This window comes from Erwinia sp. L03-1 (genome assembly GCF_058686115.1).
In genome coordinates this window covers 397,946-421,381 of record NZ_CM178762.1, presented here as the reverse complement: position 1 = coordinate 421,381, position 23,436 = coordinate 397,946, and the positions used below count along the sequence as shown (strand labels likewise).

Annotated in this window: 19 protein-coding genes, 1 tRNA gene and 3 rRNA genes; 14 read left to right on the top strand and 9 right to left on the bottom strand. The window is 53.0% G+C overall.

Going from position 1 to position 23,436, the window contains the following annotated elements:
• Nucleotides 1–56: 56 nt before the first annotated feature.
• Nucleotides 57–2,006, bottom strand: a complete 1,950-nt coding sequence (csrD, locus tag AC4PCC_RS01965) for an RNase E specificity factor CsrD (protein WP_492126226.1) — start codon at nt 2,004–2,006, stop codon at nt 57–59.
• 222 nt (nt 2,007–2,228) lie between these two features.
• Here csrD and acuI point away from each other — a divergent pair, with 222 nt between their 5' ends.
• From acuI to lpxP, 13 genes are all read left to right on the top strand, one after another.
• Nucleotides 2,229–3,206, top strand: coding sequence for an acrylyl-CoA reductase (NADPH) (acuI, locus tag AC4PCC_RS01960; protein WP_492126225.1), 978 nt, complete (start codon nt 2,229–2,231; stop codon nt 3,204–3,206).
• A gap of 115 nt (nt 3,207–3,321) precedes the next feature.
• A complete protein-coding gene (gene msrP / locus AC4PCC_RS01955) occupies nt 3,322–4,326 on the top strand; it encodes a protein-methionine-sulfoxide reductase catalytic subunit MsrP (RefSeq protein WP_492126224.1) in 1,005 nt (334 codons plus the stop codon).
• Nucleotides 4,326–4,928 carry a protein-methionine-sulfoxide reductase heme-binding subunit MsrQ gene (gene msrQ / locus AC4PCC_RS01950; RefSeq protein ID WP_492126223.1) on the top strand — a complete coding sequence of 201 codons (603 nt, stop codon included), beginning with the start codon at nt 4,326–4,328 and terminating at the stop codon, nt 4,926–4,928. The genes msrP and msrQ overlap by 1 nt, the downstream gene beginning before the upstream one ends.
• A gap of 238 nt (nt 4,929–5,166) precedes the next feature.
• On the top strand, nt 5,167–5,619 hold the full coding sequence (gene aroQ / locus AC4PCC_RS01945; RefSeq protein WP_492126222.1) for a type II 3-dehydroquinate dehydratase: 453 nt from the start codon (nt 5,167–5,169) through the stop codon (nt 5,617–5,619).
• A gap of 21 nt (nt 5,620–5,640) precedes the next feature.
• Complete coding sequence (gene accB / locus AC4PCC_RS01940; protein ID WP_067710217.1) at nt 5,641–6,111, top strand: acetyl-CoA carboxylase biotin carboxyl carrier protein; 471 nt, start codon at nt 5,641–5,643, stop codon at nt 6,109–6,111.
• 11 nt (nt 6,112–6,122) lie between these two features.
• A complete protein-coding gene (accC, locus tag AC4PCC_RS01935; protein ID WP_492126221.1) occupies nt 6,123–7,472 on the top strand; it encodes an acetyl-CoA carboxylase biotin carboxylase subunit in 1,350 nt (449 codons plus the stop codon).
• Nucleotides 7,473–7,551: 79 nt separating this feature from the next.
• Nucleotides 7,552–7,794, top strand: coding sequence for a YhdT family protein (locus AC4PCC_RS01930; RefSeq protein WP_345829198.1), 243 nt, complete (start codon nt 7,552–7,554; stop codon nt 7,792–7,794).
• Nucleotides 7,784–9,238 carry a sodium/pantothenate symporter gene (panF, locus tag AC4PCC_RS01925; protein WP_492126220.1) on the top strand — a complete coding sequence of 485 codons (1,455 nt, stop codon included), beginning with the start codon at nt 7,784–7,786 and terminating at the stop codon, nt 9,236–9,238. Before AC4PCC_RS01930 ends, panF begins: the two co-directional genes overlap by 11 nt.
• A gap of 11 nt (nt 9,239–9,249) precedes the next feature.
• Nucleotides 9,250–10,140 (top strand): 50S ribosomal protein L11 methyltransferase, encoded by an 891-nt coding sequence (prmA, locus tag AC4PCC_RS01920; RefSeq protein WP_492126219.1) that lies wholly within the window; start codon nt 9,250–9,252, stop codon nt 10,138–10,140.
• Nucleotides 10,141–10,259: 119 nt separating this feature from the next.
• Complete coding sequence (locus AC4PCC_RS01915) at nt 10,260–11,003, top strand: carbonic anhydrase (protein ID WP_492126218.1); 744 nt, start codon at nt 10,260–10,262, stop codon at nt 11,001–11,003.
• Nucleotides 11,004–11,307: 304 nt separating this feature from the next.
• Nucleotides 11,308–12,273, top strand: a complete 966-nt coding sequence (dusB, locus tag AC4PCC_RS01910) for a tRNA dihydrouridine synthase DusB (protein ID WP_492126217.1) — start codon at nt 11,308–11,310, stop codon at nt 12,271–12,273.
• A gap of 24 nt (nt 12,274–12,297) precedes the next feature.
• On the top strand, nt 12,298–12,594 hold the full coding sequence (gene fis, locus AC4PCC_RS01905; protein WP_000462905.1) for a DNA-binding transcriptional regulator Fis: 297 nt from the start codon (nt 12,298–12,300) through the stop codon (nt 12,592–12,594).
• Between the two features lie 198 nt (nt 12,595–12,792).
• Complete coding sequence (lpxP, locus tag AC4PCC_RS01900) at nt 12,793–13,713, top strand: kdo(2)-lipid IV(A) palmitoleoyltransferase (RefSeq protein ID WP_492126216.1); 921 nt, start codon at nt 12,793–12,795, stop codon at nt 13,711–13,713.
• Between the two features lie 1,113 nt (nt 13,714–14,826).
• Here the strand turns inward: lpxP and rrf are convergent.
• The 4 genes from rrf to AC4PCC_RS01880 form a co-directional block, all read right to left on the bottom strand.
• A 5S ribosomal RNA gene (gene rrf, locus AC4PCC_RS01895) occupies nt 14,827–14,942 on the bottom strand.
• Nucleotides 14,943–15,241: 299 nt separating this feature from the next.
• Nucleotides 15,242–18,146 (bottom strand): 23S ribosomal RNA (locus AC4PCC_RS01890).
• Nucleotides 18,147–18,489: 343 nt separating this feature from the next.
• Nucleotides 18,490–18,565: transfer RNA gene (locus AC4PCC_RS01885), tRNA-Glu, on the bottom strand.
• Nucleotides 18,566–18,634: 69 nt separating this feature from the next.
• A 16S ribosomal RNA gene (locus AC4PCC_RS01880) occupies nt 18,635–20,176 on the bottom strand.
• Together the 16S, 23S and 5S rRNA genes with 1 tRNA gene alongside form the textbook arrangement of a ribosomal RNA operon.
• Nucleotides 20,177–20,689: 513 nt before the next feature.
• Between AC4PCC_RS01880 and AC4PCC_RS01875 the strand changes: the two genes are divergently transcribed.
• Nucleotides 20,690–21,244, top strand: a complete 555-nt coding sequence (locus tag AC4PCC_RS01875; protein ID WP_492126215.1) for a gamma carbonic anhydrase family protein — start codon at nt 20,690–20,692, stop codon at nt 21,242–21,244.
• Here the strand turns inward: AC4PCC_RS01875 and AC4PCC_RS01870 are convergent.
• Genes AC4PCC_RS01870 through AC4PCC_RS01855 form a run of 4 tightly spaced genes read right to left on the bottom strand, consistent with a single transcriptional unit; the run spans nt 21,220 to nt 23,415 of the window.
• The gene (locus tag AC4PCC_RS01870) at nt 21,220–21,471 is read right to left on the bottom strand and encodes a DUF1488 family protein (protein WP_492126214.1); all 252 of its coding nucleotides are present in this window, start codon (nt 21,469–21,471) and stop codon (nt 21,220–21,222) included. The two genes, AC4PCC_RS01875 and AC4PCC_RS01870, sit on opposite strands and share 25 nt — an antisense overlap.
• Nucleotides 21,468–22,289 carry a shikimate dehydrogenase gene (gene aroE / locus AC4PCC_RS01865; protein ID WP_492126213.1) on the bottom strand — a complete coding sequence of 274 codons (822 nt, stop codon included), beginning with the start codon at nt 22,287–22,289 and terminating at the stop codon, nt 21,468–21,470. The genes AC4PCC_RS01870 and aroE overlap by 4 nt, the downstream gene beginning before the upstream one ends.
• Nucleotides 22,290–22,295: 6 nt before the next feature.
• Nucleotides 22,296–22,868, bottom strand: coding sequence for an L-threonylcarbamoyladenylate synthase type 1 TsaC (gene tsaC / locus AC4PCC_RS01860; RefSeq protein ID WP_492126212.1), 573 nt, complete (start codon nt 22,866–22,868; stop codon nt 22,296–22,298).
• Nucleotides 22,858–23,415 carry a DNA topoisomerase family protein gene (locus AC4PCC_RS01855; protein ID WP_067709978.1) on the bottom strand — a complete coding sequence of 186 codons (558 nt, stop codon included), beginning with the start codon at nt 23,413–23,415 and terminating at the stop codon, nt 22,858–22,860. The genes tsaC and AC4PCC_RS01855 overlap by 11 nt, the downstream gene beginning before the upstream one ends.
• Nucleotides 23,416–23,436: the final 21 nt, after the last annotated feature.

Genomic DNA, 23,436 nt, shown 5'->3' with positions numbered 1-23,436 from the left:
TTTGCCGGCACCACAGCCGCGCGGCTATTCTACGTGAAATCCTGCTTAACGGCAGGCTAAACTCGATATCTTTTCGAATATTTTTTCACATTGCTGCTAAGAGGTTCAGAAGGCGCAAACAGATCGCCCTGCCCGCCTTCAACGCCAAGTTCAGTAAGGGTTTGCCACTCTTCCCGCGTACGGACACCCGCGGCGAAAACACGCGTTACCGTCCCTTTACAGCCCTCAAGCAGACTTTGCACCAAAAGCTGATTCTCTGTGCGGCGATCAATGCTGCGTACCAGACCCGGATGCAGTTTTACCAGCTCTACATCAAACTGCTGGATATAGAACGTGCTGACCACCGTTAAACCGGCCTGATTGATGGCAAGTCGACAGCCAAAACCCTTAAGTAAGCGAAGCGCAGGCCGCAGACGGTTGATGTGTTGACACACATCTGCTTCTGCAAGTTCAAATAAAATCTGATTTCTTTGTGATTTAATGCATTGCAGCAGCATATCGCGCAGCCAGTGCTGAAAAGATTGTTGTAATAATGCATCCACCGTCAGGGGTATCGTCAGCGTCTCATCCGGCCAGAGCGGCAGCAGGGCGAGGATGCGGGTGACCAGCTGGCGGTCGTAAATCTCTGCCATCCCCATTTGCTGCACCAGCGGCAAATACTCTGCGGCGAGCAGCTCTTTGTCACCGTCGAAAATTCTCGGCATCAGTTCCCTGTGATGCACATTGCCATCGCCCAGCACGGCGGGCTTCTGATACAGGCGTGGCCCGCCCCGGGCAAGCGTGTTCTCCAGCAGCGTCCGCCACTTCACGCTGCCGCGCGCGAGCTCATGCGTAGGCACCTCACCCACTGACCAGCCGTTCCCTCCCAGCAGCACCGCGTTGCGTGTTGCCATTTCGACACTTTCCATCACCTGCTGGGTCGTTTGTCCGCTGCGCCAACCGCTGATACCAATATGGATCATATCTTCGCGGTTCAGCATGGGGGTGGGAGGAAGGGCGTCGACGGCGGTGATCAGCTGAGATGCGATGCTGTCCGCATCTTTCAGACTGCGGTGAGGCAGAAGCACGGCAAAATCACTGCGGAAATAGCGCGCCAGCAGGGCTCCCGGATAGCGAAGCACAAAGGTAGACAACAAATTAATCATCGCATAAAGATAATCCTGAGTCTGCGAGTGTCCCAAGCTTTCGCGCAGGGCGTCAAAGTCAGGCAGCCGGATCATCATTACCATGCCGTGCGCACTTGCTGTTTCAGAATCGTCCAGCATGGTCGCCAGCTGGTTGTCAAAAAAAAGCCGGTTGTTAAGCCCCGTTTTCGCATCTTTGGCGGCAAAAGCGCGGATCAACGTGTCTATACGGTTACGCTGCTCGCTCGCATCATAAAGATCGGCCAGCAGCATATCGATAGCCGAACTCGCCTTAGGGGGCCATTCATGCACTGAGCCCCGACTGACCCGATTGCGTTCGCCCTTCAGCACATCACCTGCGCGCACCTCCAGTCGCTCCATCCCTTTCAACTGCCGGTAAAGCCAGCGGTGAAAAAGCAGCAGCGCTATCGTCATGACCACGACAATGCTGACAATAACCGTCAGGATAAAACTGCCAATAAATGAATTTAGCCAGGTTTTTGTCGAGTCCACCCACCAAAGATTCAGTGAACAGCGGGGGTGAAGAGGCAGCGGGAAGACGCTATGACGGACTTTGTTGGGCTCATCATGGAGTACTGCATTTTGATGACGCTGTAGATTAAAACGCGATCCGCCCGCCTCCGTTAACTCAATCCGGGTGATTTGCAGCGGCCCCATCATGGGCTGCATCCAGACAGCAATGTGGTCTGGTGAGTGGGTGAACAGCGCGCTGTCCACCTCATCCGCCAGCTCCTGCAACCGGTGCTCTGCCCGAAGATTGCTAAGATAGAAAAAGCTCATTACGCACCCTACCAGCATAAGAAGCATTGCCAGCATGCTTAGAAGGGTGAAAATCGCAGAAAGTTTGGTAGTTAATCGCATCCCTGTGCCCATGTTTACTGCAGTTGAAGATATGCCATGTCCGTTGTGTCAGCGTAAAGAATGGCTGTGGGGCCAACAATACGGCAGATTGCGGGTTTTCTCATGGAAGTACCTGCTCCGTCAGATAGTTGTTTGCCTGATATCAGAATAGTGGGTATTACGAGGAGTAGACTGGCCGCGTGCTTTTTTTATCCTTACCTAACGTTAAATCAGGAGATTCCTATGCAGGCTCTGGTTCTTGAACAGTCAGAAGGCCGTACCACCGCTATCGTGAGAAGCCTTTCGCCAGACGCGCTTCCCGCAGGCGAGGTCACCGTGGATATAGACTGGTCATCACTCAATTATAAAGATGCACTGGCGATAACGGGTAAGGGAAAAATTGTCCGTAAGTTTCCGATGGTGCCCGGCGTAGATTTCGCCGGTAAGGTTCATCACAGCGAAGATCCCCGCTTTCAGAGGGGCCAGGCCGTTCTGCTGACCGGCTGGGGAGTCGGCGAGAATCACTGGGGCGGGCTTGCAGAGCAGGCCCGGGTGAAGGGCGACTGGCTGGTGCCGATGCCTGAAGGATTGGATGGCAGAAAGGCGATGATAGTCGGTACGGCGGGCCTGACCGCAATGCTTTGCGTGATGGCCATTGAAGAGGGCGGCGTGCTGCCTGACCAGGGAGATATCCTGGTGACCGGTGCCAGCGGCGGCGTGGGAAGCACGGCAGTGGCACTGCTTAGCGCGCTGGGCTATCGGGTCACGGCAGTCAGTGGACGGGCATCGACGCATGATTATCTCCGCCAGTTGGGTGCAGCAGAGATCCTCTCCCGCGCGGATGTTGATAAGGATACGCGGCCGCTTGAAAAACAGCGCTGGGCGGGGGCGGTCGATACGGTGGGAGACCGGACGCTGGCCAGCATACTGGCGCAGATAAGTTATGGCGGCGTGGTGGCGGCCTGTGGGCTGGCGGGCGGCTTCGGGCTGAACACCACGGTGATGCCTTTTATCCTGCGGAATATTCGCCTTCAGGGGATCGACTCCGTCAATACACCTTTCGCTCGGCGCACCGATGCCTGGCGGAGAGTAGTGAAAACCCTTCCGGTATCCTTTTATCAGCAGGCGGCGCACGAGATCACCCTGCATGAAGCGGCAGAAAGCGCAGCGAAACTGCTCAATAACGGCCTTACCGGACGCACGCTGGTTAGAATTCGCTAAGCTGGGACGGAGGCGACAGACCCGCAATGACACATTTTTGCGGCCGGACTCGCAGTTTTCGAAATCTTTGCGCATGATAGGTATTGTAGAACTATTTGCCAGTGGAGCGCGCCCGATGAAACCCTTTGATAAACTTACCGAAAATGACGTTACGCCAGAAAGCGTGTTTAATGCTCAACGCCGCCAGCTGCTGAAAACGCTGGGGATTAGCGCGGCAGCCCTCTCTATTCCTCCTGCGGCGCAGGCTGACGTTCTGTCGTGGTTCAAAGGCAACGATCGCCCCAAAGCGCCCCCTGGCAAAGCGCTGGACTTTAGTAAACCTGAGCGTTACCAGGCGGCGCTGCCCCTCACGCCTGAAGACAAGGTGACCGGTTACAATAACTTCTACGAGTTTGGTCTGGACAAAGCCGACCCTGCCGCCAATGCAGGCACGCTCAAAACTACCGACTGGAAAATCGAAATTGGCGGCGAGGTGGCAGAGCCTCTGACGCTGAACATGGACGACATCTTTAAACGCTTCCCCCTTGAGCAGCGCATTTATCGCATGCGCTGCGTGGAAGCCTGGTCGATGGTGGTGCCATGGGTCGGTTTTGAGCTGGGTAAGCTGCTGCGGGCGGCAGAACCAACCAGTAATGCCCGCTATGTCGCCTTCCAGACCCTCTATGCCCCCGATGAAATGCCCGGCCAGAAGGACCGCTTTATCGGCGGCGGCATCGACTATCCCTACGTGGAGGGGCTCAGACTTGATGAGGCAATGCATCCCCTTACCCTGTTGACGACCGGCGTGTATGGTAAGGCCCTCCCGCCACAAAACGGCGCGCCGATCCGCCTGACGGTGCCCTGGAAATATGGTTTTAAGGGCATTAAATCGATCGTTAAAATCACCCTGGTCAGAGATATGCCCCCCACCACCTGGAATCAGCTGGCCTCTAATGAATACGGTTTCTATGGCAATGTAAATCCGCATGTCGATCACCCGCGCTGGTCGCAGGCCACCGAGCGCTTTATTGGGTCGGGGGGGATTCTGGATGTGAAACGTCAGCCGACGCTGCTGTTCAACGGCTATGCCAGCCAGGTGGCCTCGCTCTACCATGGCCTGGATCTGCGGGAGAATTTTTAGTGAAGCGGCTGACGCTCAGGCAGGTTACCGCGTTTAAAGTGCTGCTACACCTGGCAGGATTTCTGCCGCTGCTGTGGTTGTTTTTATCGATCGACCAGGGCTGGTTCAGTGCCGATCCGGCCAAAGACATTCAGCACTTTACCGGCAGGATGGCACTAAAATTCCTGCTGGCCTCGCTGCTGGTAACGCCGCTGGCCCGCTACGCCAGGCAGCCTCTGCTTATTCGCGTACGTCGCCTGCTCGGCCTGTGGTGTTTTGCATGGGCAACGCTACATCTGGTGAGCTATTCGGTGCTTGAGCTGGGTATCAGCAATCTGGGCATGTTAGGCTCAGAGCTGATTTCCCGCCCTTACCTGACGCTGGGGATTGTCAGCTGGATTATTCTGACCGCGCTGGCCGCAACCTCGTGGCAGAAAGCGCAGCGAAAACTGGGTAAGCGCTGGCAAACCCTGCATAATCTCATTTACCTGGTGGCCGTGCTCGCGCCCGTGCACTATCTCTGGTCGGTCAAAACCTTCTCTCCGCAGCCGTGGATTTATGCCCTGATTGCCGCGCTCCTGCTGGCATTGCGCTATAAAAAGTTCCGCCAGTGGCTGCGCTAGCGCCCGTCAGGAATGTGTCCGATCCTGCATAACGTAAAATTAACTGCCCCTGAATTCAGAGGGGTAGTTGATAATCTTCGCTGATACGACCAGTATTTAGCTGCTAATTGCCCCGAAATCGTTATAATGCCCGGCTTTAAGCCTGCGTGCGTGCCAATTTTCATCCTTGAGGGTGACAAATGGCTTTTGCCGATGTATTTTGTCCGATGCCCTATTTATCGCAGGAGATAGCAGCAAGATGGCCGACAAGTTTCACATACTGCTTTTAAACGGTCCCAACCTCAATCTTCTTGGCACACGAGAGCCTGAGAAGTACGGGACCACCACTTTGGCAGAGATCGTCAGCGAGTTAACTACGCAGGCTGACGCTCTTCAGGTGAAGCTGAGCCATCTTCAGTCGAATGCAGAATACGCTCTGATTGACCGTATTCATGAGGCCAGAGGCAATACTGATTATATCGTCATTAATCCGGCCGCTTTCACGCACACCAGCGTTGCACTTCGTGATGCCCTGCTTGCAGTCAGTATCCCGTTTATTGAAGTGCACCTCTCAAACGTGCATGCTCGCGAACCGTTTCGCCATCATTCTTATCTTTCTGATATTGCTGCCGGCGTAATTTGTGGACTTGGTGTCGACGGTTATACCTGGGCTTTACAGACGGCGGTCAAACGCCTGTCACAATCTCATTAAACAGAGTACGGAACCACACTCATGGATATTCGTAAGATTAAAAAACTGATCGAACTGGTTGAAGAATCAGGCATTGCTGAACTGGAAATTTCTGAAGGTGAAGAGTCCGTTCGCATCAGTCGTGCGCCTGTGAATACGGGCTACCCAATGATGCAGCAGGCTTACGCTGCGCCAATGATGCAGCAGCCCGCTCTGGCAACAGCCGTTGCACCTGCAACCTCTCCGGCGATGGAAGCGCCTGCTGCTGCTGAGATCAGTGGCCATATCGTACGTTCACCAATGGTCGGTACCTTCTACCGTACACCAAGCCCGGATGCCAAAGCATTTGTGGAAGTGGGTCAGAAAGTTAACGCTGGCGACACGCTGTGCATCGTTGAAGCGATGAAAATGATGAACCAGATCGAAGCCGATAAATCCGGCGTAGTGAAAGCGATCCTGGTTGAAAGCGGCCAACCCGTTGAATTTGACGAGCCGCTGGTAGTCATCGAATAACGAGGCGAACCATGCTGGAAAAAATTGTAATTGCTAACCGCGGTGAAATTGCGCTGCGCATTCTGCGCGCCTGTAAAGAGCTGGGCATCAAAACCGTTGCCGTGCACTCAAGCGCTGACCGCGATTTAAAACACGTACTGCTGGCGGACGAAACCGTATGTATCGGCCCGGCAGCATCCGTTAAAAGCTATCTGAATATCCCTGCTCTGATCTCCGCGGCGGAGATCACCGGCGCCGTGGCGATTCACCCCGGCTATGGCTTCCTGTCCGAAAATGCGGACTTTGCTGAACAGGTTGAGCGTTCAGGCTTTATCTTTATCGGTCCTAAAGCTGAAACTATCCGTCTGATGGGTGACAAAGTCTCCGCCATCAACGCGATGAAAAAAGCCGGTGTTCCCTGCGTACCCGGTTCAGACGGTTCGCTGAATGATGATATGGATAAAAACCGTGCCTTTGCGAAGCGTATCGGTTATCCGGTGATCATCAAAGCCTCTGGCGGCGGCGGCGGGCGTGGTATGCGCGTCGTTCGTCACGATAAAGACCTGGAACAGTCCATTAATATGACCCGTGCGGAAGCGAAAGCGGCTTTCAACAACGATATGGTCTATATGGAGAAGTACCTGGAAAACCCGCGCCATATCGAGATTCAGGTACTGGCAGACGGTCAGGGCAATGCCATCTATCTGGCGGAGCGCGACTGCTCAATGCAGCGTCGCCATCAGAAAGTGGTTGAAGAGGCGCCGGCGCCAGGCATCACCGAAGAGATGCGCCGTTTTATCGGTGAACGCTGTTCAAAAGCCTGTATCGACATCGGCTATCGCGGTGCGGGTACCTTCGAGTTCCTGTTTGAAAATGGTGAGTTCTACTTTATTGAGATGAACACCCGTATTCAGGTTGAACATCCGGTAACGGAGATGATCACCGGTGTGGATCTGATTAAAGAGCAGCTGCGCATTGCTGCCGGGCAGCCACTGTCGATCAAACAGGAAGACGTGATTATTCGCGGCCATGCGGTTGAATGCCGTATCAACGCAGAAGATCCGAATACCTTCCTGCCCAGCCCGGGCAAAATCACCCGCTTCCATGCGCCAGGTGGTTTTGGCGTTCGCTGGGAGTCGCATATCTATGCTGGCTATACCGTGCCGCCGTACTACGACTCCATGATCGGCAAGCTCATCACCTACGGTGAAACCCGTGAAGTGGCTATTGCCCGCATGAAGAATGCGCTGGCTGAGCTTATCATCGACGGCATCAAAGTTAACGTTGAGCTACAGATGAAGATTATGAGCGACGAAAACTTCCAGCAGGGTGGAACCAATATCCACTACCTGGAGAAGAAGCTCGGTCTTCAGGAAACCTGATTAGCCTGATGTTTCGCCAAAAAGGCCGGTCTGACCGGCCTTTTTCTTTACGTATAAAAGTACCAGGTGAGGTATCGACATGGACAAACGCTTTGTTCAGGCTCATCGCGAGGCCCGCTGGTCCCTCTGGCTGGCCGTCGGCTATATTGCAGCCTGGTCACTGATGGCCTGGCTGCCCGACAGTAAACCCGGCTTCACCGGGTTGCCACACTGGTTTGAAATGGCCTGCATGCTGGTTCCCGGCGTATTTATACTCCTGTGCTGGCTGATGGTCAGGCTGGTCTTTCGTGACATTCCTCTGGAGGACAAGAGTGAGACTTGAGATCATTCTGCCGCTTATCGCCTATCTGCTGCTGGTAGCCGGGCTTTCTGTCTATGCCATGCGTAAGCGCCAGACCGGTAATTTTCTGACGGAATATTTCCTGGGAAGCCGGTCAATGGGCGGTTTCGTGCTGGCGATGACGCTGACCACCACCTACATTAGCGCCAGTTCGTTTATCGGTGGACCAGGGGCGGCCTATAAATATGGCCTGGGCTGGGTATTGCTGTCGATGGTACAGGTACCCGCCGTCTGGCTGTCGCTGGGCATTCTCGGCAAGAAATTTGCCATTCTTGCGCGACGCTATAATGCGGTAACCCTGAACGATATGCTGTATGGCCGCTATCGCAGTCCCCTGCTGGTCTGGTTTGCCAGCCTGAGCCTGCTGATTGCGTTTATAGGCGCGATGACCGTCCAGTTCATTGGCGGCGCACGCCTGCTGGAGACGGCGGCTGGCATTCCCTACGATACGGGGCTGCTTATCTTTGGCGGCGCGATCGCGCTCTATACCGCGTTTGGCGGCTTTCGCGCCAGCGTACTGAATGATGCCATGCAGGGTGTGGTGATGCTGGCTGGCACCTTCCTGCTGCTTTTTGCGGTGATTCATGCGGCTGGCGGCCTCCACAGCGCCGTTAATAAGCTTCAGCAGATTGATCCCCAGCTCCTCTCCCCGGGCGGCGTGGATAATATCCTTAGCCCAACGTTCCTCGCCTCGTTTTCCGTGCTGGTCTGTTTCGGCGTCGTGGGGCTACCGCACACGGCGGTGCGCTGCATCTCCTATAAAGACAGTAAGGCCGTGCATCGGGGAATGATCCTCGGCACTGTCGTGGTAGCCGTGTTGATGTTCGGCATGCACCTTGCCGGCGCGCTGGGCCGGGCCGTGATGCCTGACCTGGCGATCCCCGATAGTGTGATCCCCACGCTGATGATCCATGTGCTGCCGCCGCTGGCGGCGGGGATCTTTCTCGCCGCGCCGATGGCCGCCATCATGTCGACCATCAATGCCCAGCTTCTGCAATCTTCTGCAACGATCGTAAAAGATCTTTATTTGCGGGTTCGCCCGCAGCAGATGGATAATGAGCGGCTGATGAAGCGGATGTCCAGCATCATTACCCTGGTGCTGGGCCTGCTGCTGCTGGGTGCCGCGTGGAAGCCACCTGAGATGATTATCTGGCTAAACCTGCTGGCATTTGGCGGCCTTGAAGCCGTCTTCCTGTGGCCTCTGGTTCTCGGTCTTTACTGGGAGAAGGCCAATGCCGCAGGCGCCCTGAGCAGTATGATCTCCGGCGCAGGCTGCTACACGCTGCTTGCCAGCCTGTCGCTTCAGCCCTGGGGCTTTCATCCTATCGTGCCGTCACTGCTGATAAGCCTGACCGCATTCGTCATTGGTAACCGCTTTGGCCATACCGACTCGTCATCCGCGGTGGCGTCAACCCCGTTTAAATAAAGAGAAATGCAATGCCCTGGATACAAATGAAAATCAACACCACCGGCGCTCAGGCTGAAGAGATGGGCGATGCGCTGCTCGAGAATGGCGCCGTATCAGTAACCTTTCAGGATACTCACGATAATCCGGTATTTGAACCCCTTCCCGGGGAAACCCGTCTGTGGGGCGATACTGACGTCATTGGTCTGTTTGATGCCGAAACTGAAATGCAGAACGTGATCGCGGGCTTATCACAGCATCCGCTACTGGGCGCGAACTTTTTGCATAAAATTGAACAGATCGAAGATAAAGACTGGGAACGTGAATGGATGGCAAATTTCCATCCTATGCGCTTTGGCCAACGCCTGTGGATCTGCCCAAGCTGGCGAGATGTTCCCGATCCCAGCGCGGTGAATGTGATGCTGGACCCTGGCCTGGCGTTCGGTACGGGTACCCATCCTACTACGGCACTTTGTCTCTCCTGGCTTGATAGCCTGGATCTGGCGGGCAAAACGGTGATCGATTTTGGCTGCGGCTCCGGTATCCTGGCAATCGCGGCATTAAAGCTGGGGGCTGCAAAGGCGATTGGGATTGATATCGATCCGCAGGCGATTCAGGCCAGCCGGGATAATGCAGAACGCAACGGCGTATCAGATAACCTGACGCTTTATCTGCCGCATGAACAGCCTGATAACCTCAGTGCCGATGTGGTGGTCGCAAATATTCTTGCTGGTCCACTCCGTGAACTCGCGCCCCTGATTAGCGTGCTGCCACAAGCAGGGGGTCATCTGGGTCTTTCAGGGATACTGGCGAGTCAGGCAGAAAGCGTATGTGAAGCCTATGAACAGGCGTTTATCCTGGATCCTGTGGCAGAAAAAGAGGAATGGTGCAGAATAACGGGCACGCAAAAGGTTAAAAATTGATCAAAATCAAGTTTGCTTCCCTTCCTGCAATATGAGCATTGCAATAGTAACTCAAGGTTATTAGGATTCTAATCCCGCCGTGAACGACGTTGTTCGCGGCTTTTTTTTGGATTGCTACTATGAAATTTAAAATCAACTCCTGCGCGTTAGTTTTAGCACTTCTTACTGCCCCCTTCGTTCATGCTGACGCTCACGGTAAATGGTCATACTCCGGGGAAAGTGCACCAGACAAATGGGGTACGCTTAACAATGCCTTTGCCACCTGTGAGGAGGGTTTTAATCAGTCACCGATTGATATACAGAAAACCATTAAAGGTGAACTTCCCCCCCTGTCTATGTCCTTTAACGCTAAGGATAAATCCATTATTAATAATGGGCATACCATCCAGATCGACGTCAATGATGGCGATCATTTAGTGGTGGATGGCACTACTTTTACCCTGAAACAGTTTCATTTCCACACGCCGTCTGAAAATCTCATTGATGGGCGGACCTACCCGCTTGAAATTCACTTTGTGAACAGCAGTGACCAGGGAGAGCTGACGGTGATCGGCGTAATGATTGACGAAGGGCAAGAGAATCCTGTCATCGCTGATATTTTGAATAATCTTCCCGCGCGGGTTAATCAGGCGCAGAAGCTGACTAAACCGCTTGCACTCGCGCACTTAATGCCGGGCGACAAACACTATTACCGCTTTAGCGGATCTCTCACCACCCCGCCCTGCACGGAAGGCGTTCGCTGGCTGGTGATGAAAGACCCGGTATATGCTTCCAAAGCACAAATCGCTGCGTTTGAGGCGGCGCTGGAACAGCAAAACAGTCGTCCAGTACAACCGCTCAACGGTCGCGTCGTTATTCACTAATCGTTTCGCCCATTGCCGGTGGGATCCACTGCTTTTTACGCTTTCTATCATCACATCTGCCGGTAAAAGGCAGATGTGATGCTTTTTATGCGGATCGGTATTCATACAAAAAGAAATAATATGATGCCATTTTGACCATGTGTTTTTAATTTATTGATATATAACAATAAAATAATCTTTCTGCGGTTGCGCCACCCTGACCATGCTTTGTTAAAGGCAATTGTTCAAAGTTTGGCCTTTCATCTTACTGAAAAAATGCGTAATATACGCCGCCTTGCGGACACACAATGGTCACTTTTTTTTCATGCGCATAGGAAATCACCAGCTTCGCAATCGTCTGATTGCAGCACCAATGGCCGGGATTACCGACAGGCCTTTCCGGACTCTTTGCTATGCAATGGGTGCTGGTATGACCGTATCCGAGATGCTGTCGTCAAACCCTGAAGTTTGGGCGAGCGATAAATCCCGGCTGCGCATGGTACACAGTGACGAGCCCGGTATTCGTACCGTGCAAATTGCCGGTTGTGACCCGGTAGATATGGCTGAAGCCGCACGCGTTAATGCTGCATCTGGCGCGCAGGTTATCGACATTAATATGGGTTGTCCGGCCAAGAAAGTGAATCGTAAGATGGCGGGATCCGCCCTGTTACAGCATCCGGAGCTGGTGAAGTCTATCCTCTCTGCGGTGGTGAACGCAGTAGATATCCCCGTTACGCTGAAAATTCGCACCGGCTGGGACACAGACAACCGCAACTGTGTAGAGATTGCCCAATTGGCTGAACGCTGTGGCATTCAGGCTTTGACCATACACGGCCGTACTCGCGCCTGTATGTTCAACGGCAACGCTGAATACGACAGCATTCGGACAGTTAAGCAGAACGTTTCCATTCCCGTTATCGCGAATGGGGACATTACTGACCCGCATAAAGCCAGAGCCGTTCTTGATTATACGGGGGCTGATGCCCTGATGATAGGACGAGCGGCTCAGGGAAGACCTTGGATCTTCCGGGAAATCCAGCACTATCTGGACACTGGGGAGCTGCTGGCACCGATGCCATTAGCTGAAGTTAAGCGCTTGCTTATCGGGCACCTACGGGAACTGCATGACTTTTATGGTCAACGCAAAGGATATCGTATTGCCCGAAAGCACGTCTTCTGGTATCTCCAGGAGCACGCCCCAAACGACCAGTTTCGGCGCACATTCAACGCCATTGAGGATGCCAGCGAACAGCTGGAGGCGTTGGAGGCATACTTCGAAAATCTTGCGTAATAGAAATAAAGAGCTGACAGAACTATGTTCGAACAACGCGTAAATTCTGACGTACTGACCGTTTCCACCGTGAACTCACAGGATCAGGTGACTCAAAAGCCACTTCGTGATTCGGTCAAACAGGCACTGAAGAACTATTTTGCTCAACTGAATGGTCAGGATGTGAATGACCTGTATGAGCTGGTACTGGCTGAAGTAGAACAGCCACTGTTGGACATGGTGATGCAATACACCCGTGGCAACCAGACACGTGCAGCCCTGATGATGGGTATCAACCGCGGTACGCTGCGTAAAAAACTGAAAAAATACGGCATGAACTAAGTCGGGTTTATTGTCATCAAGGCGCTACCTTACTGTTAGCGCCTTTTTTATGGGTTAATCTTCCTCAGAATTGTCTTGTTTGTGTAAAGTGCCGTTTGCCGAACTAACTTCCTGACGATACAGTTGTCCAAATTAGTGTATCGCTGGTGATGTATATCTTTTGGCGCTACCCCCCCTTGTACGCTAAAAGAGAGAAATATGAAGGTTTCACCTCGTTTTACCTTAGGCCTGATGCATCCTCGTTATTTTGTAACGTGGGTCGGATTGGGACTGCTGTTTTTACTTGTTCAGTTGCCCTTCCCTTTCCTCGAGAAGCTGGGTACGTGGATGGGCCGCACTTCTATGCGCTTTCTTAAGCGCCGCATTCGTATTACCCGACGTAATCTGGAACTCTGCTTCCCTGATATGCCCGCGGATCAGCTTGAAAAGCGTATCGTAAAGAACTTCGAATCACTCGGTATGGGTCTGCTGGAGACGGGCATGGCCTGGTTCTGGTCCGATCGCCGCGTTCGCCGCTGGTTCAAAGTCAACGGCCTGCATAATCTTCGCGAAGCTCAACAGGACGGGCGTGGGGCGCTGATAATCGGCGTGCATTTTATGTCACTTGAGCTGGGTGGCCGGGCAATGGGCCTGTGCCAGCCGATGATGGCTATGTATCGTCCGCACAATAACAAGCTGATGGAATGGGTTCAGACCAAAGGACGCATGCGCTCTAATAAGGCGATGATCAACCGTCGTGACCTGCGAGGCATGGTGCATGCACTGAAGCAGGGAGAAGCCGTCTGGTTTGCGCCTGACCAGGACTATGGCCCAAAAGGCAGCGTATTCGCCCCGCTGTTTGCCGTGCCTGAAGCCGCAACGACCAGTGGTACATGGATGATAGCCCGTATGGCGAAGCCCGCAATGATAACCGTGGTGCTGATCCGCAATGAAGACGGTGGCGGTTACGAGCTGGTTATCCAACCGGAACTCAAGGATTATCCGATTGAAGATGAGCAGCGCTCCGCTGCTTATATGAACAAAGTCATTGAGCGTGAAATTATGCGTGCTCCTAATCAGTACATGTGGCTGCATCGCCGTTTCAAAACGCGCCCAGCCGGTACTACGTCACTGTATTGATTTGTCTTTTATGGCCTGAGCCAGCCGCTTAGCTGGCTCAATGTTCCTTCTCTCTTTCTCCCCTTATCGCTTGCTCCCTTTATCTCCTTCCTTTTACTTCTCTCCTGCTCTGTATTCCTATCTATAGATAGTTACCATCACTCTATAACGCGCTTGTGATTGTCTGGCAACCCTATCTGTGGGCACGCTCTGCTTCAGTTTGATACGTGAAAACCCACCGTATGTCTTATGCCGCCTGGAGAGGTGGCGTCAGAGATAATCAGCTTACGGCTGACGGCCAGCATACATGTTCGCAGCTCAGCCTGTTTGATGACAAAGGAATTCATTATTCGGTAAACGATTTTTTTTCATCGACACCGCCTGCGCTCAGAGAGAAATTATCATGTCGGGACTCGGTTTCTGGCTGAAGTACTGGGACAGGCTAACTATTTTACGTGCATTACGACCATTCAATGAGTCTGGCCAAATGGTGGATATAAGAGATTGTGAGGTAGCAGAAGCAGAAGCAGAATCCGATATAACGGGCTGGCTGAGGACAATATAGTCCTGTTGTGTGGTACGAATAAAATTGGTTTGTTCATACATGAAGGATAAGATGACCTCCAGCGATTGTAGCGAGGTTGTAAGGCAGGCGCAGTACAGGGATACTTCGCGAATCAACGGTCAGAACGCACTTTTGCCCGTCTTTATCAGGGGGTTATCGGGCTATTCATGGGGGGTGATGTATGTTTCCATCGGCCCTGCTCACCCTCCCTGAGAATTTCTGGGCGAAAGCGTATGGGGGTACCGGGTGCCACTGCTGGATCTGAATGCGGTGGATACCGTGGTGGATTTTATTGCTCGGTGGCTGAAAAAACAGCGCCGCGCTGCCGGTACTGAGTGAAGGTTACGGGCTGATTTACAGACCAGCACGTAACAGTCATGACCGCGAGCGGGGCCTGAATGCTGTAATCCTGATCCTGAGCGCAATTCCCGGCCCCTGGACGCATAATCCTGACTGTGAGCGCACTTCCCGGCCCCCGGACGCTTAATCCTGACTCCGGCCGAATAATTTCCCGGCTCCATAACGCAAAAAACCCTGACCGTGAGGTCAGGGTTATCGCTTTATTTGATGCCTGGCAGTTCCCTACTCTCGCATGGGGAGACCCCACACTACCATCGGCGCTACGGCGTTTCACTTCTGAGTTCGGCATGGGGTCAGGTGGGACCACCGCGCTACAGCCGCCAGGCAAATCTTGGTGCACGGAACGAATATTTTGCGCTGCTGCTGCACTGGCCGCACCTGCAAACTCGGTCACATACTTCAGTATGCTCCTTCCTTCGCTGCGTTTGCCGCACTGCTTCAGCACAAACTCTTTCGTTCCCGCTAATCTTTTAAATCACACTCCGCGGAATAAGGTCCGCAGGGCAGATAAAATCTCCTGCTCTGTCCCGCATGCGTAATATGCAGAACAGCTTAATTCTTTCCGGATAAGCTGAAAATTGTCTTTCTGTCTCTCAACACTCACCAGAACGCTTCTGGTGTTGTAAGGTTAAGCCTCACGGGTCATTAGTACCGGTTAGCTCAACGCATCGCTGCGCTTACACACCCGGCCTATCAACGTCGTAGTCTTCAACGTCCCTTCAGGACCCTTAAAGGGTCAGGGAAGATTCATCTCGAGGCAAGTTTCGCGCTTAGATGCTTTCAGCGCTTATCTTTTCCGCACTTAGCTACCGGGCAATGCCATTGGCATGACAACCCGAACACCAGTGGTGCGTTCACTCCGGTCCTCTCGTACTAGGAGCAACCCCTCTCAATCTTCCAGCGCCCACGGCAGATAGGGACCGAACTGTCTCACGACGTTCTAAACCCAGCTCGCGTACCACTTTAAACGGCGAACAGCCGTACCCTTGGGACCTACTTCAGCCCCAGGATGTGATGAGCCGACATCGAGGTGCCAAACACCGCCGTCGATATGAACTCTTGGGCGGTATCAGCCTGTTATCCCCGGAGTACCTTTTATCCGTTGAGCGATGGCCCTTCCATTCAGAACCACCGGATCACTATGACCTGCTTTCGCACCTGCCCGAGCCGTCACTCTCGCAGTCAAGCCAGCTTATGCCATTGCACTAACCTCACGATGTCCGACCGTGATTAGCTGACCTTCGTGCTCCTCCGTTACTCTTTAGGAGGAGACCGCCCCAGTCAAACTACCCACCAGACACTGTCCCCACGCCAGATTATGGCGCCAGGTTAGAACATCAAACGTTAAAGGGTGGTATTTCAAGGTTGGCTCCACGCAGACTGGCGTCCACGCTTCAAAGCCTCCCACCTATCCTACACATCAAGGCTCAATGTTCAGTGTCAAGCTGTAGTAAAGGTTCACGGGGTCTTTCCGTCTTGCCGCGGGTACACTGCATCTTCACAGCGAGTTCAATTTCACTGAGTCTCGGGTGGAGACAGCCTGGCCATCATTACGCCATTCGTGCAGGTCGGAACTTACCCGACAAGGAATTTCGCTACCTTAGGACCGTTATAGTTACGGCCGCCGTTTACCGGGGCTTCGATCAGGAGCTTCTCTTGCGATAACCCCATCAATTAACCTTCCGGCACCGGGCAGGCGTCACACCGTATACGTCCACTTTCGTGTTTGCACAGTGCTGTGTTTTTAATAAACAGTTGCAGCCAGCTGGTATCTTCGACTGGCTTCAGCTCCGCGAGCAAGTCGCTTCACCTACACACCAGCGTGCCTTCTCCCGAAGTTACGGCACCATTTTGCCTAGTTCCTTCACCCGAGTTCTCTCAAGCGCCTTGGTATTCTCTACCTGACCACCTGTGTCGGTTTGGGGTACGATTCGTTGTTACCTGATGCTTAGAGGCTTTTCCTGGAAGCAGGGCATTTGTTACTTCAGCACCGTGGTGCCTCGTCATCACGCCTCAGCCTTAAGGCATTCCGGATTTACCTGGAACACCAGCCTACACGCTTAAACCGGGACAACCGTCGCCCGGCTAACATAGCCTTCTCCGTCCCCCCTTCGCAGTAACACCGAGTACAGGAATATTAACCTGTTTCCCATCGACTACGCCTTTCGGCCTCGCCTTAGGGGTCGACTCACCCTGCCCCGATTAACGTTGGACAGGAACCCTTGGTCTTCCGGCGAGCGGGCTTTTCACCCGCTTTATCGTTACTCATGTCAGCATTCGCACTTCTGATACCTCCAGCAGACCTCACAGTCCACCTTCAACGGCTTACAGAACGCTCCCCTACCCAACAACACGTAAGTGTCGCTGCCGCAGCTTCGGTGCATGGTTTAGCCCCGTTACATCTTCCGCGCAGGCCGACTCGACCAGTGAGCTATTACGCTTTCTTTAAATGATGGCTGCTTCTAAGCCAACATCCTGGCTGTCTGTGCCTTCCCACATCGTTTCCCACTTAACCATGACTTTGGGACCTTAGCTGGCGGTCTGGGTTGTTTCCCTCTTCACGACGGACGTTAGCACCCGCCGTGTGTCTCCCGTGATAACATTCTCCGGTATTCGCAGTTTGCATCGGGTTGGTAAGCCGGGATGGCCCCCTAGCCGAAACAGTGCTCTACCCCCGGAGATGAGTTCACGAGGCGCTACCTAAATAGCTTTCGGGGAGAACCAGCTATCTCCCGGTTTGATTGGCCTTTCACCCCCAGCCACAGGTCATCCGCTAATTTTTCAACATTAGTCGGTTCGGTCCTCCAGTTAGTGTTACCCAACCTTCAACCTGCCCATGGCTAGATCACCGGGTTTCGGGTCTATACCCTGCAACTTAACGCCCAGTTAAGACTCGGTTTCCCTGCGGCTCCCCTATACGGTTAACCTTGCTACAGAATATAAGTCGCTGACCCATTATACAAAAGGTACGCAGTCACACCACGAAGGTGCTCCCACTGCTTGTACGTACACGGTTTCAGGTTCTGTTTCACTCCCCTCGCCGGGGTTCTTTTCGCCTTTCCCTCACGGTACTGGTTCACTATCGGTCAGTCAGGAGTATTTAGCCTTGGAGGATGGTCCCCCCATATTCAGACAGGATATCACGTGTCCCGCCCTACTCTTCGAACTCACAGCAAGTGCATCTTTGTGTACGGGAGTGTCACCCTGTACCCTGCGACTTTCCAGACGCTTCCACTGATGCACAAACTGATTCAGGTTCTGGGCTCCTCCCCGTTCGCTCGCCGCTACTGGGGGAATCTCGGTTGATTTCTTTTCCTCGGGGTACTTAGATGTTTCAGTTCCCCCGGTTCGCCTCGCAACACTATGTATTCATGTTGCGATAGTGTGTCGAAACACACTGGGTTTCCCCATTCGGGTATCGCCGGTTGTTGCGGTTCATATCACCTTACCGGCGCTTATCGCAGATTAGCACGCCCTTCATCGCCTCTGACTGCCAGGGCATCCACCGTGTACGCTTAGTCACTTAACCTCACAACCCAGAAGATTCTGGCTGCGTGACCCGTCTGAACTGCGGCGTTGCTCCGGTGCTCGCAACTGCTCATGGACATAAAGTCCACTCCGCGTTGCTGTGCGCCGGGCGCCTTGCATTTCAGCCGTTCACTCAGCCCTCAGCTTTCTGAGGAGTAAGCATTTGAGAGACCCGACCATATCGTGTTATTTCATTCTTATTACGGAGAATGAAAACGATACGTCGTTTCAATTTTCAGCTTGTTCCGGATTATTAAAGAGCAGTTATCTCAAACATGACTCGCCATCAGGCAGAATCAGCTTTGAGATACGGTTGATAATGTCTTTCACTCATTATCAGGAGATGGCGTCCCCAAGGGGATTCGAACCCCTGTTACAGCCGTGAAAGGGCAGTGTCCTGGGCCTCTAGACGATGGGGACTCTGTACTGTTGCTCATTACTTCTATCAGACAATCTGTTGTGGACACTACGCGGGAAAGTATCTTCAGGTAAGGAGGTGATCCAACCGCAGGTTCCCCTACGGTTACCTTGTTACGACTTCACCCCAGTCATGAATCACAAAGTGGTAAGCGCCCTCCCGAAGGTTAAGCTACCTACTTCTTTTGCAACCCACTCCCATGGTGTGACGGGCGGTGTGTACAAGGCCCGGGAACGTATTCACCGTGGCATTCTGATCCACGATTACTAGCGATTCCGACTTCACGGAGTCGAGTTGCAGACTCCGATCCGGACTACGACGCACTTTGTGAGGTCCGCTTGCTCTCGCGAGGTCGCTTCTCTTTGTATGCGCCATTGTAGCACGTGTGTAGCCCTGCTCGTAAGGGCCATGATGACTTGACGTCATCCCCACCTTCCTCCGGTTTATCACCGGCAGTCTCCTTTGAGTTCCCGACCGAATCGCTGGCAACAAAGGATAAGGGTTGCGCTCGTTGCGGGACTTAACCCAACATTTCACAACACGAGCTGACGACAGCCATGCAGCACCTGTCTCACGGTTCCCGAAGGCACTAAGGCATCTCTGCCAAATTCCGTGGATGTCAAGAGCAGGTAAGGTTCTTCGCGTTGCATCGAATTAAACCACATGCTCCACCGCTTGTGCGGGCCCCCGTCAATTCATTTGAGTTTTAACCTTGCGGCCGTACTCCCCAGGCGGTCGACTTAACGCGTTAGCTCCGGAAGCCACTCCTCAAGGGAACAACCTCCAAGTCGACATCGTTTACGGCGTGGACTACCAGGGTATCTAATCCTGTTTGCTCCCCACGCTTTCGCACCTGAGCGTCAGTCTTTGTCCAGGGGGCCGCCTTCGCCACCGGTATTCCTCCAGATCTCTACGCATTTCACCGCTACACCTGGAATTCTACCCCCCTCTACAAGACTCTAGCCTGCCAGTTTCGAATGCAGTTCCCGGGTTGAGCCCGGGGATTTCACATCCGACTTGACAGACCGCCTGCGTGCGCTTTACGCCCAGTAATTCCGATTAACGCTTGCACCCTCCGTATTACCGCGGCTGCTGGCACGGAGTTAGCCGGTGCTTCTTCTGCGGGTAACGTCAATGAACGAGGTTATTAACCTCACTCCCTTCCTCCCCGCTGAAAGTACTTTACAACCCGAAGGCCTTCTTCATACACGCGGCATGGCTGCATCAGGCTTGCGCCCATTGTGCAATATTCCCCACTGCTGCCTCCCGTAGGAGTCTGGACCGTGTCTCAGTTCCAGTGTGGCTGGTCATCCTCTCAGACCAGCTAGGGATCGTCGCCTTGGTGAGCCATTACCTCACCAACAAGCTAATCCCATCTGGGCACATCCGATGGTGTGAGGCCCGAAGGTCCCCCACTTTGGTCCGTAGACGTTATGCGGTATTAGCTACCGTTTCCAGTAGTTATCCCCCTCCATCGGGCAGTTTCCCAGACATTACTCACCCGTCCGCCACTCGTCACCCAGAGAGCAAGCTCTCCTGTGCTACCGTTCGACTTGCATGTGTTAGGCCTGCCGCCAGCGTTCAATCTGAGCCATGATCAAACTCTTCAATTTAAAAGTTCGATTTGCTTCAACAAGTGAAGCGATGCTCAAGTGTAAAACGTCATAATGAATTTCATTATGTGTTCACTCTTAAGACTTGATATTTTTTTGCACCTTGCGGCGCTGATATCAATCCTGCGAGTGCCCACACAGATTGTCTGATAAATTGTTAAAGAGCGGTGCGGCTGGCGCCTTGGCGGCCTGCTGCGAGGTGGCGTATATTACGCTTTCCTCCTTCAGAGTCAACTTCTTTTTGGGAAGTTTTTCTCCGGCGGTTCAGCTTCCTGACCCTCTCAACCCGGCGGCCTGTAAGCCGTTGTTCCGTGTCGATGGAGGCGCATTATAGGGATCCCGTCTGAGAGCACAAGCCTTTTTTCGATCTTTCTTATCGCCCGCTGAATTTTCACTCCTTTCGCGCAGATCTAAGACGATCCGCACAAAAATACTTCATATTTATTAGCAGTCATTGCCTGTAAAGAGTTTACGGCGTTACGCTTCGGTTACCTTCTTTTAAGAGAGACAGCCATGTCCGCAAAACTGAGACCCTATAAAAATACCTTTCCCCAGACTGGTCAGCGGGTAATGGTCGACGATTCAAGCATAGTGATTGGAGATGTAAGGCTGGAGGATGATGTTAGTGTCTGGCCACTGGTTGCTATCCGCGGCGACGTTAACCGCGTTCATATTGGCAAACGAAGTAACATTCAGGATGGCAGCATACTGCATGTCACTCATCGTTCTTCAACCGATCCTGAAGGTTTTCCTTTAATCATTGGGGAAGATGTCACGATTGGCCATAAAGCGATGCTGCACGGCTGTACAATCGGCGACAGGGTTTTGGTCGGAATGGGGTCAATTTTGCTGGATGGTGCCATCATTGAAAGTGATGTGATCATAGGTGCGGGAACGCTGGTGTCACCAGGAAAGCGTTTGCAAAGCGGTTTCCTCTATTTAGGCAGCCCGGTCAGGCAGGTGCGACCACTTACGGAATCAGAGATCGCCGGTCTGCTCTACTCTTCAGGTAATTATGTCCGTTGGAAAAATGACTATCTCACTCAGGATAGCCAGAACCAACCCTGATCGTCTTCCGATCCTTCTTTTATAAGCTGCTCGGCTTCTTCCTCAAGATCCCAGCGGTGAAGACTAAAGCTAACGTGCGCAGGTTGCCCATCACCAAAACGGCGAAGCAAAGATTCGCCGCTTATTGCGCACACCATCATCAGGCCATTTACCATAGCTGGAAAGCAAATGGCCTTTATGTCTTCATTCCACTCTTCGCGGTCGGGGAACTGAATAGCCTGATTCATTCCTGAAGTTCCGCTCTGAGCACGGCGATTACCGGCTCGATATCCGGCATTTCTCCATGCCATAAAAGAAAGGAGTGAGCCGCCTGCCCCACCAGCATTCCCAGACCATCTGCTAACTGACTTGCGCCATGCTGCCGACACCAGCGAATAAAGGGCGTATCGCCCGTTTGATAGAACATGTCATAGCAGCGCGTTTGCACCGAAATGAGTGAAGAAGGCAACGCGGGAATATCACCGCCAATTCCGCTTGAAGTCGCATTAATAATCAGATCGAAGTGTTTATCCTGCAGCGTCTCTATGTCGCTCCATATAACCCCGCCGGTATGCTCAAAAACCTCTGCAAGCGCCTGAGCTTTTGAGGCGGTGCGATTAGTAATCGTTAGCGAACAACCCCAGGAGAGAAGGGGAAGTATTGCGCCACGCGCAGCGCCACCCGCCCCAATCAGCAGGATCCGATCCGTAGACTTGATCAGATCTTGCCGTTGTAGATCTGCCAGAAGCCCAATACCGTCCGTGTTATCCCCCAGCAGCCGTCCATCCTCCAGTAACTTTAGGGTATTGACCGCGCCCGCAAGCGCAGCACGCTCCGTAAGTTCTCCAGCCAGTTCATACGCCTGTTCTTTAAAAGGCAGGGTTACGTTCGCCCCCTTTCCTCCACGCACGATGAAATCATTTAGAGTGTGGGTAAAACCATCCAGGGGGGTATGCGTGGAGCCATATGCATGGTCACGACCTGTCTGTTCGGCAAAGAGCTGATGAATTCGCGGTGATTTACTGTGGCTAATCGGATTACCGAAAACGGTAAAATTCTGCTTCATATAACGTTACCCGTGACGAATGAGTTCGCCGGTTAAGACATCGCGAATTTCTGAAGGATTAAGTCGCCCTCCGGTTTCCCCTGACAGAACGGGAAAATCTACACCAAACTGCTCGCCGACTTCAGCAGCCGTCCGACAGGGCGGAAAGCCCGATAGGTTCGCACTGGTCGATACCAGGGGTTTACCAAAGTTCCGGCAAATTTGCTGAACAAGGGGATGATCGCTGACCCGAATGGCAAGAGACTCAAAACGTCCTGTCAGCCACGCAGGCGTATCAGAACTAGCGGGAACAACCCAGGTTACCGGTCCTGGCCAGCTCGCGAACATTCTCTCTTTTTGCGCCACAGAAAGCTGCGCATCATCAATATAGGGCTGGAGCTGGTGATAATCAGCGGCAATCAGGATAAGCCCCTTTTCCACAGGGCGCTTCTTTAAGCGTAGAAGCTGCGCCACCGCAGATTCGCTATCGGGATCGCACCCCAGACCAAATACTGCTTCAGTGGGATAGGCGATAACGGTCCCCTTACGTAGCCGCTCAAGACACAGGATCGCTGATTCAGTTAAAACATTATTCGTCACTGCTTGTACCTGCTGTTACTGGCTTTCCACAAACTTTACTGGCGCAAAAGCGTTTTACCCCCTGCGTCGTCTTTTTCTCAACTAACAGTGGAAAATGACACACTTCACACTCCCCCTCTACCGGCGTGGCATTCAGCGAAAACTGGCAGTCAGGGTAACGATCGCAGGCGTGAAAGGTTTTCCCATACCGCGATCGACGCTGAACCAGATGACCCTGCTGGCACTGAGGACACTTAATTGAAGTTTCATCGGGCTTATCAATAAGTTCAGTATGCTCACACTGGGGGTAACGGCTGCAGGCAATAAACATTCCGTAGCGTCCCTGGCGCAGCGCAAGCTCTTCGTGACACGCTGGACAGTATTGTCCCTCAAGCACTTTTACCACGTGCCCTTCAGCCTGTTTTTTTAAAGGGCGTACGTAGTCACACTCGGGATAATGAGCGCATCCAAGAAAAGCGCCATGTTTCCCGGAGCGAATAACCAGTTCTGCCCCACATTGGGGGCAGGGTTCATTTTTTCGCACAGCGAAAAGCGCTGTTTTATTCATAGTTTTAAAACACCGGAGAAG

What these genes read in the sequence shown, in the direction of transcription:
- csrD (WP_492126226.1), bottom strand. Translation starts at nt 2,006, where the DNA reads ATGCGATTAACTACCAAACTTTCTGCGATTTTCACCCTTCTAAGCATG.
- acuI (WP_492126225.1), top strand. Translation starts at nt 2,229, where the DNA reads ATGCAGGCTCTGGTTCTTGAACAGTCAGAAGGCCGTACCACCGCTATC.
- msrP (WP_492126224.1), top strand. Translation starts at nt 3,322, where the DNA reads ATGAAACCCTTTGATAAACTTACCGAAAATGACGTTACGCCAGAAAGC.
- aroQ (WP_492126222.1), top strand. Translation starts at nt 5,167, where the DNA reads ATGGCCGACAAGTTTCACATACTGCTTTTAAACGGTCCCAACCTCAAT.
- accB (WP_067710217.1), top strand. Translation starts at nt 5,641, where the DNA reads ATGGATATTCGTAAGATTAAAAAACTGATCGAACTGGTTGAAGAATCA.
- accC (WP_492126221.1), top strand. Translation starts at nt 6,123, where the DNA reads ATGCTGGAAAAAATTGTAATTGCTAACCGCGGTGAAATTGCGCTGCGC.
- AC4PCC_RS01930 (WP_345829198.1), top strand. Translation starts at nt 7,552, where the DNA reads ATGGACAAACGCTTTGTTCAGGCTCATCGCGAGGCCCGCTGGTCCCTC.
- prmA (WP_492126219.1), top strand. Translation starts at nt 9,250, where the DNA reads ATGCCCTGGATACAAATGAAAATCAACACCACCGGCGCTCAGGCTGAA.
- AC4PCC_RS01915 (WP_492126218.1), top strand. Translation starts at nt 10,260, where the DNA reads ATGAAATTTAAAATCAACTCCTGCGCGTTAGTTTTAGCACTTCTTACT.
- dusB (WP_492126217.1), top strand. Translation starts at nt 11,308, where the DNA reads ATGCGCATAGGAAATCACCAGCTTCGCAATCGTCTGATTGCAGCACCA.
- fis (WP_000462905.1), top strand. Translation starts at nt 12,298, where the DNA reads ATGTTCGAACAACGCGTAAATTCTGACGTACTGACCGTTTCCACCGTG.
- lpxP (WP_492126216.1), top strand. Translation starts at nt 12,793, where the DNA reads ATGAAGGTTTCACCTCGTTTTACCTTAGGCCTGATGCATCCTCGTTAT.
- AC4PCC_RS01875 (WP_492126215.1), top strand. Translation starts at nt 20,690, where the DNA reads ATGTCCGCAAAACTGAGACCCTATAAAAATACCTTTCCCCAGACTGGT.
- AC4PCC_RS01870 (WP_492126214.1), bottom strand. Translation starts at nt 21,471, where the DNA reads ATGAATCAGGCTATTCAGTTCCCCGACCGCGAAGAGTGGAATGAAGAC.
- aroE (WP_492126213.1), bottom strand. Translation starts at nt 22,289, where the DNA reads ATGAAGCAGAATTTTACCGTTTTCGGTAATCCGATTAGCCACAGTAAA.
- AC4PCC_RS01855 (WP_067709978.1), bottom strand. Translation starts at nt 23,415, where the DNA reads ATGAATAAAACAGCGCTTTTCGCTGTGCGAAAAAATGAACCCTGCCCC.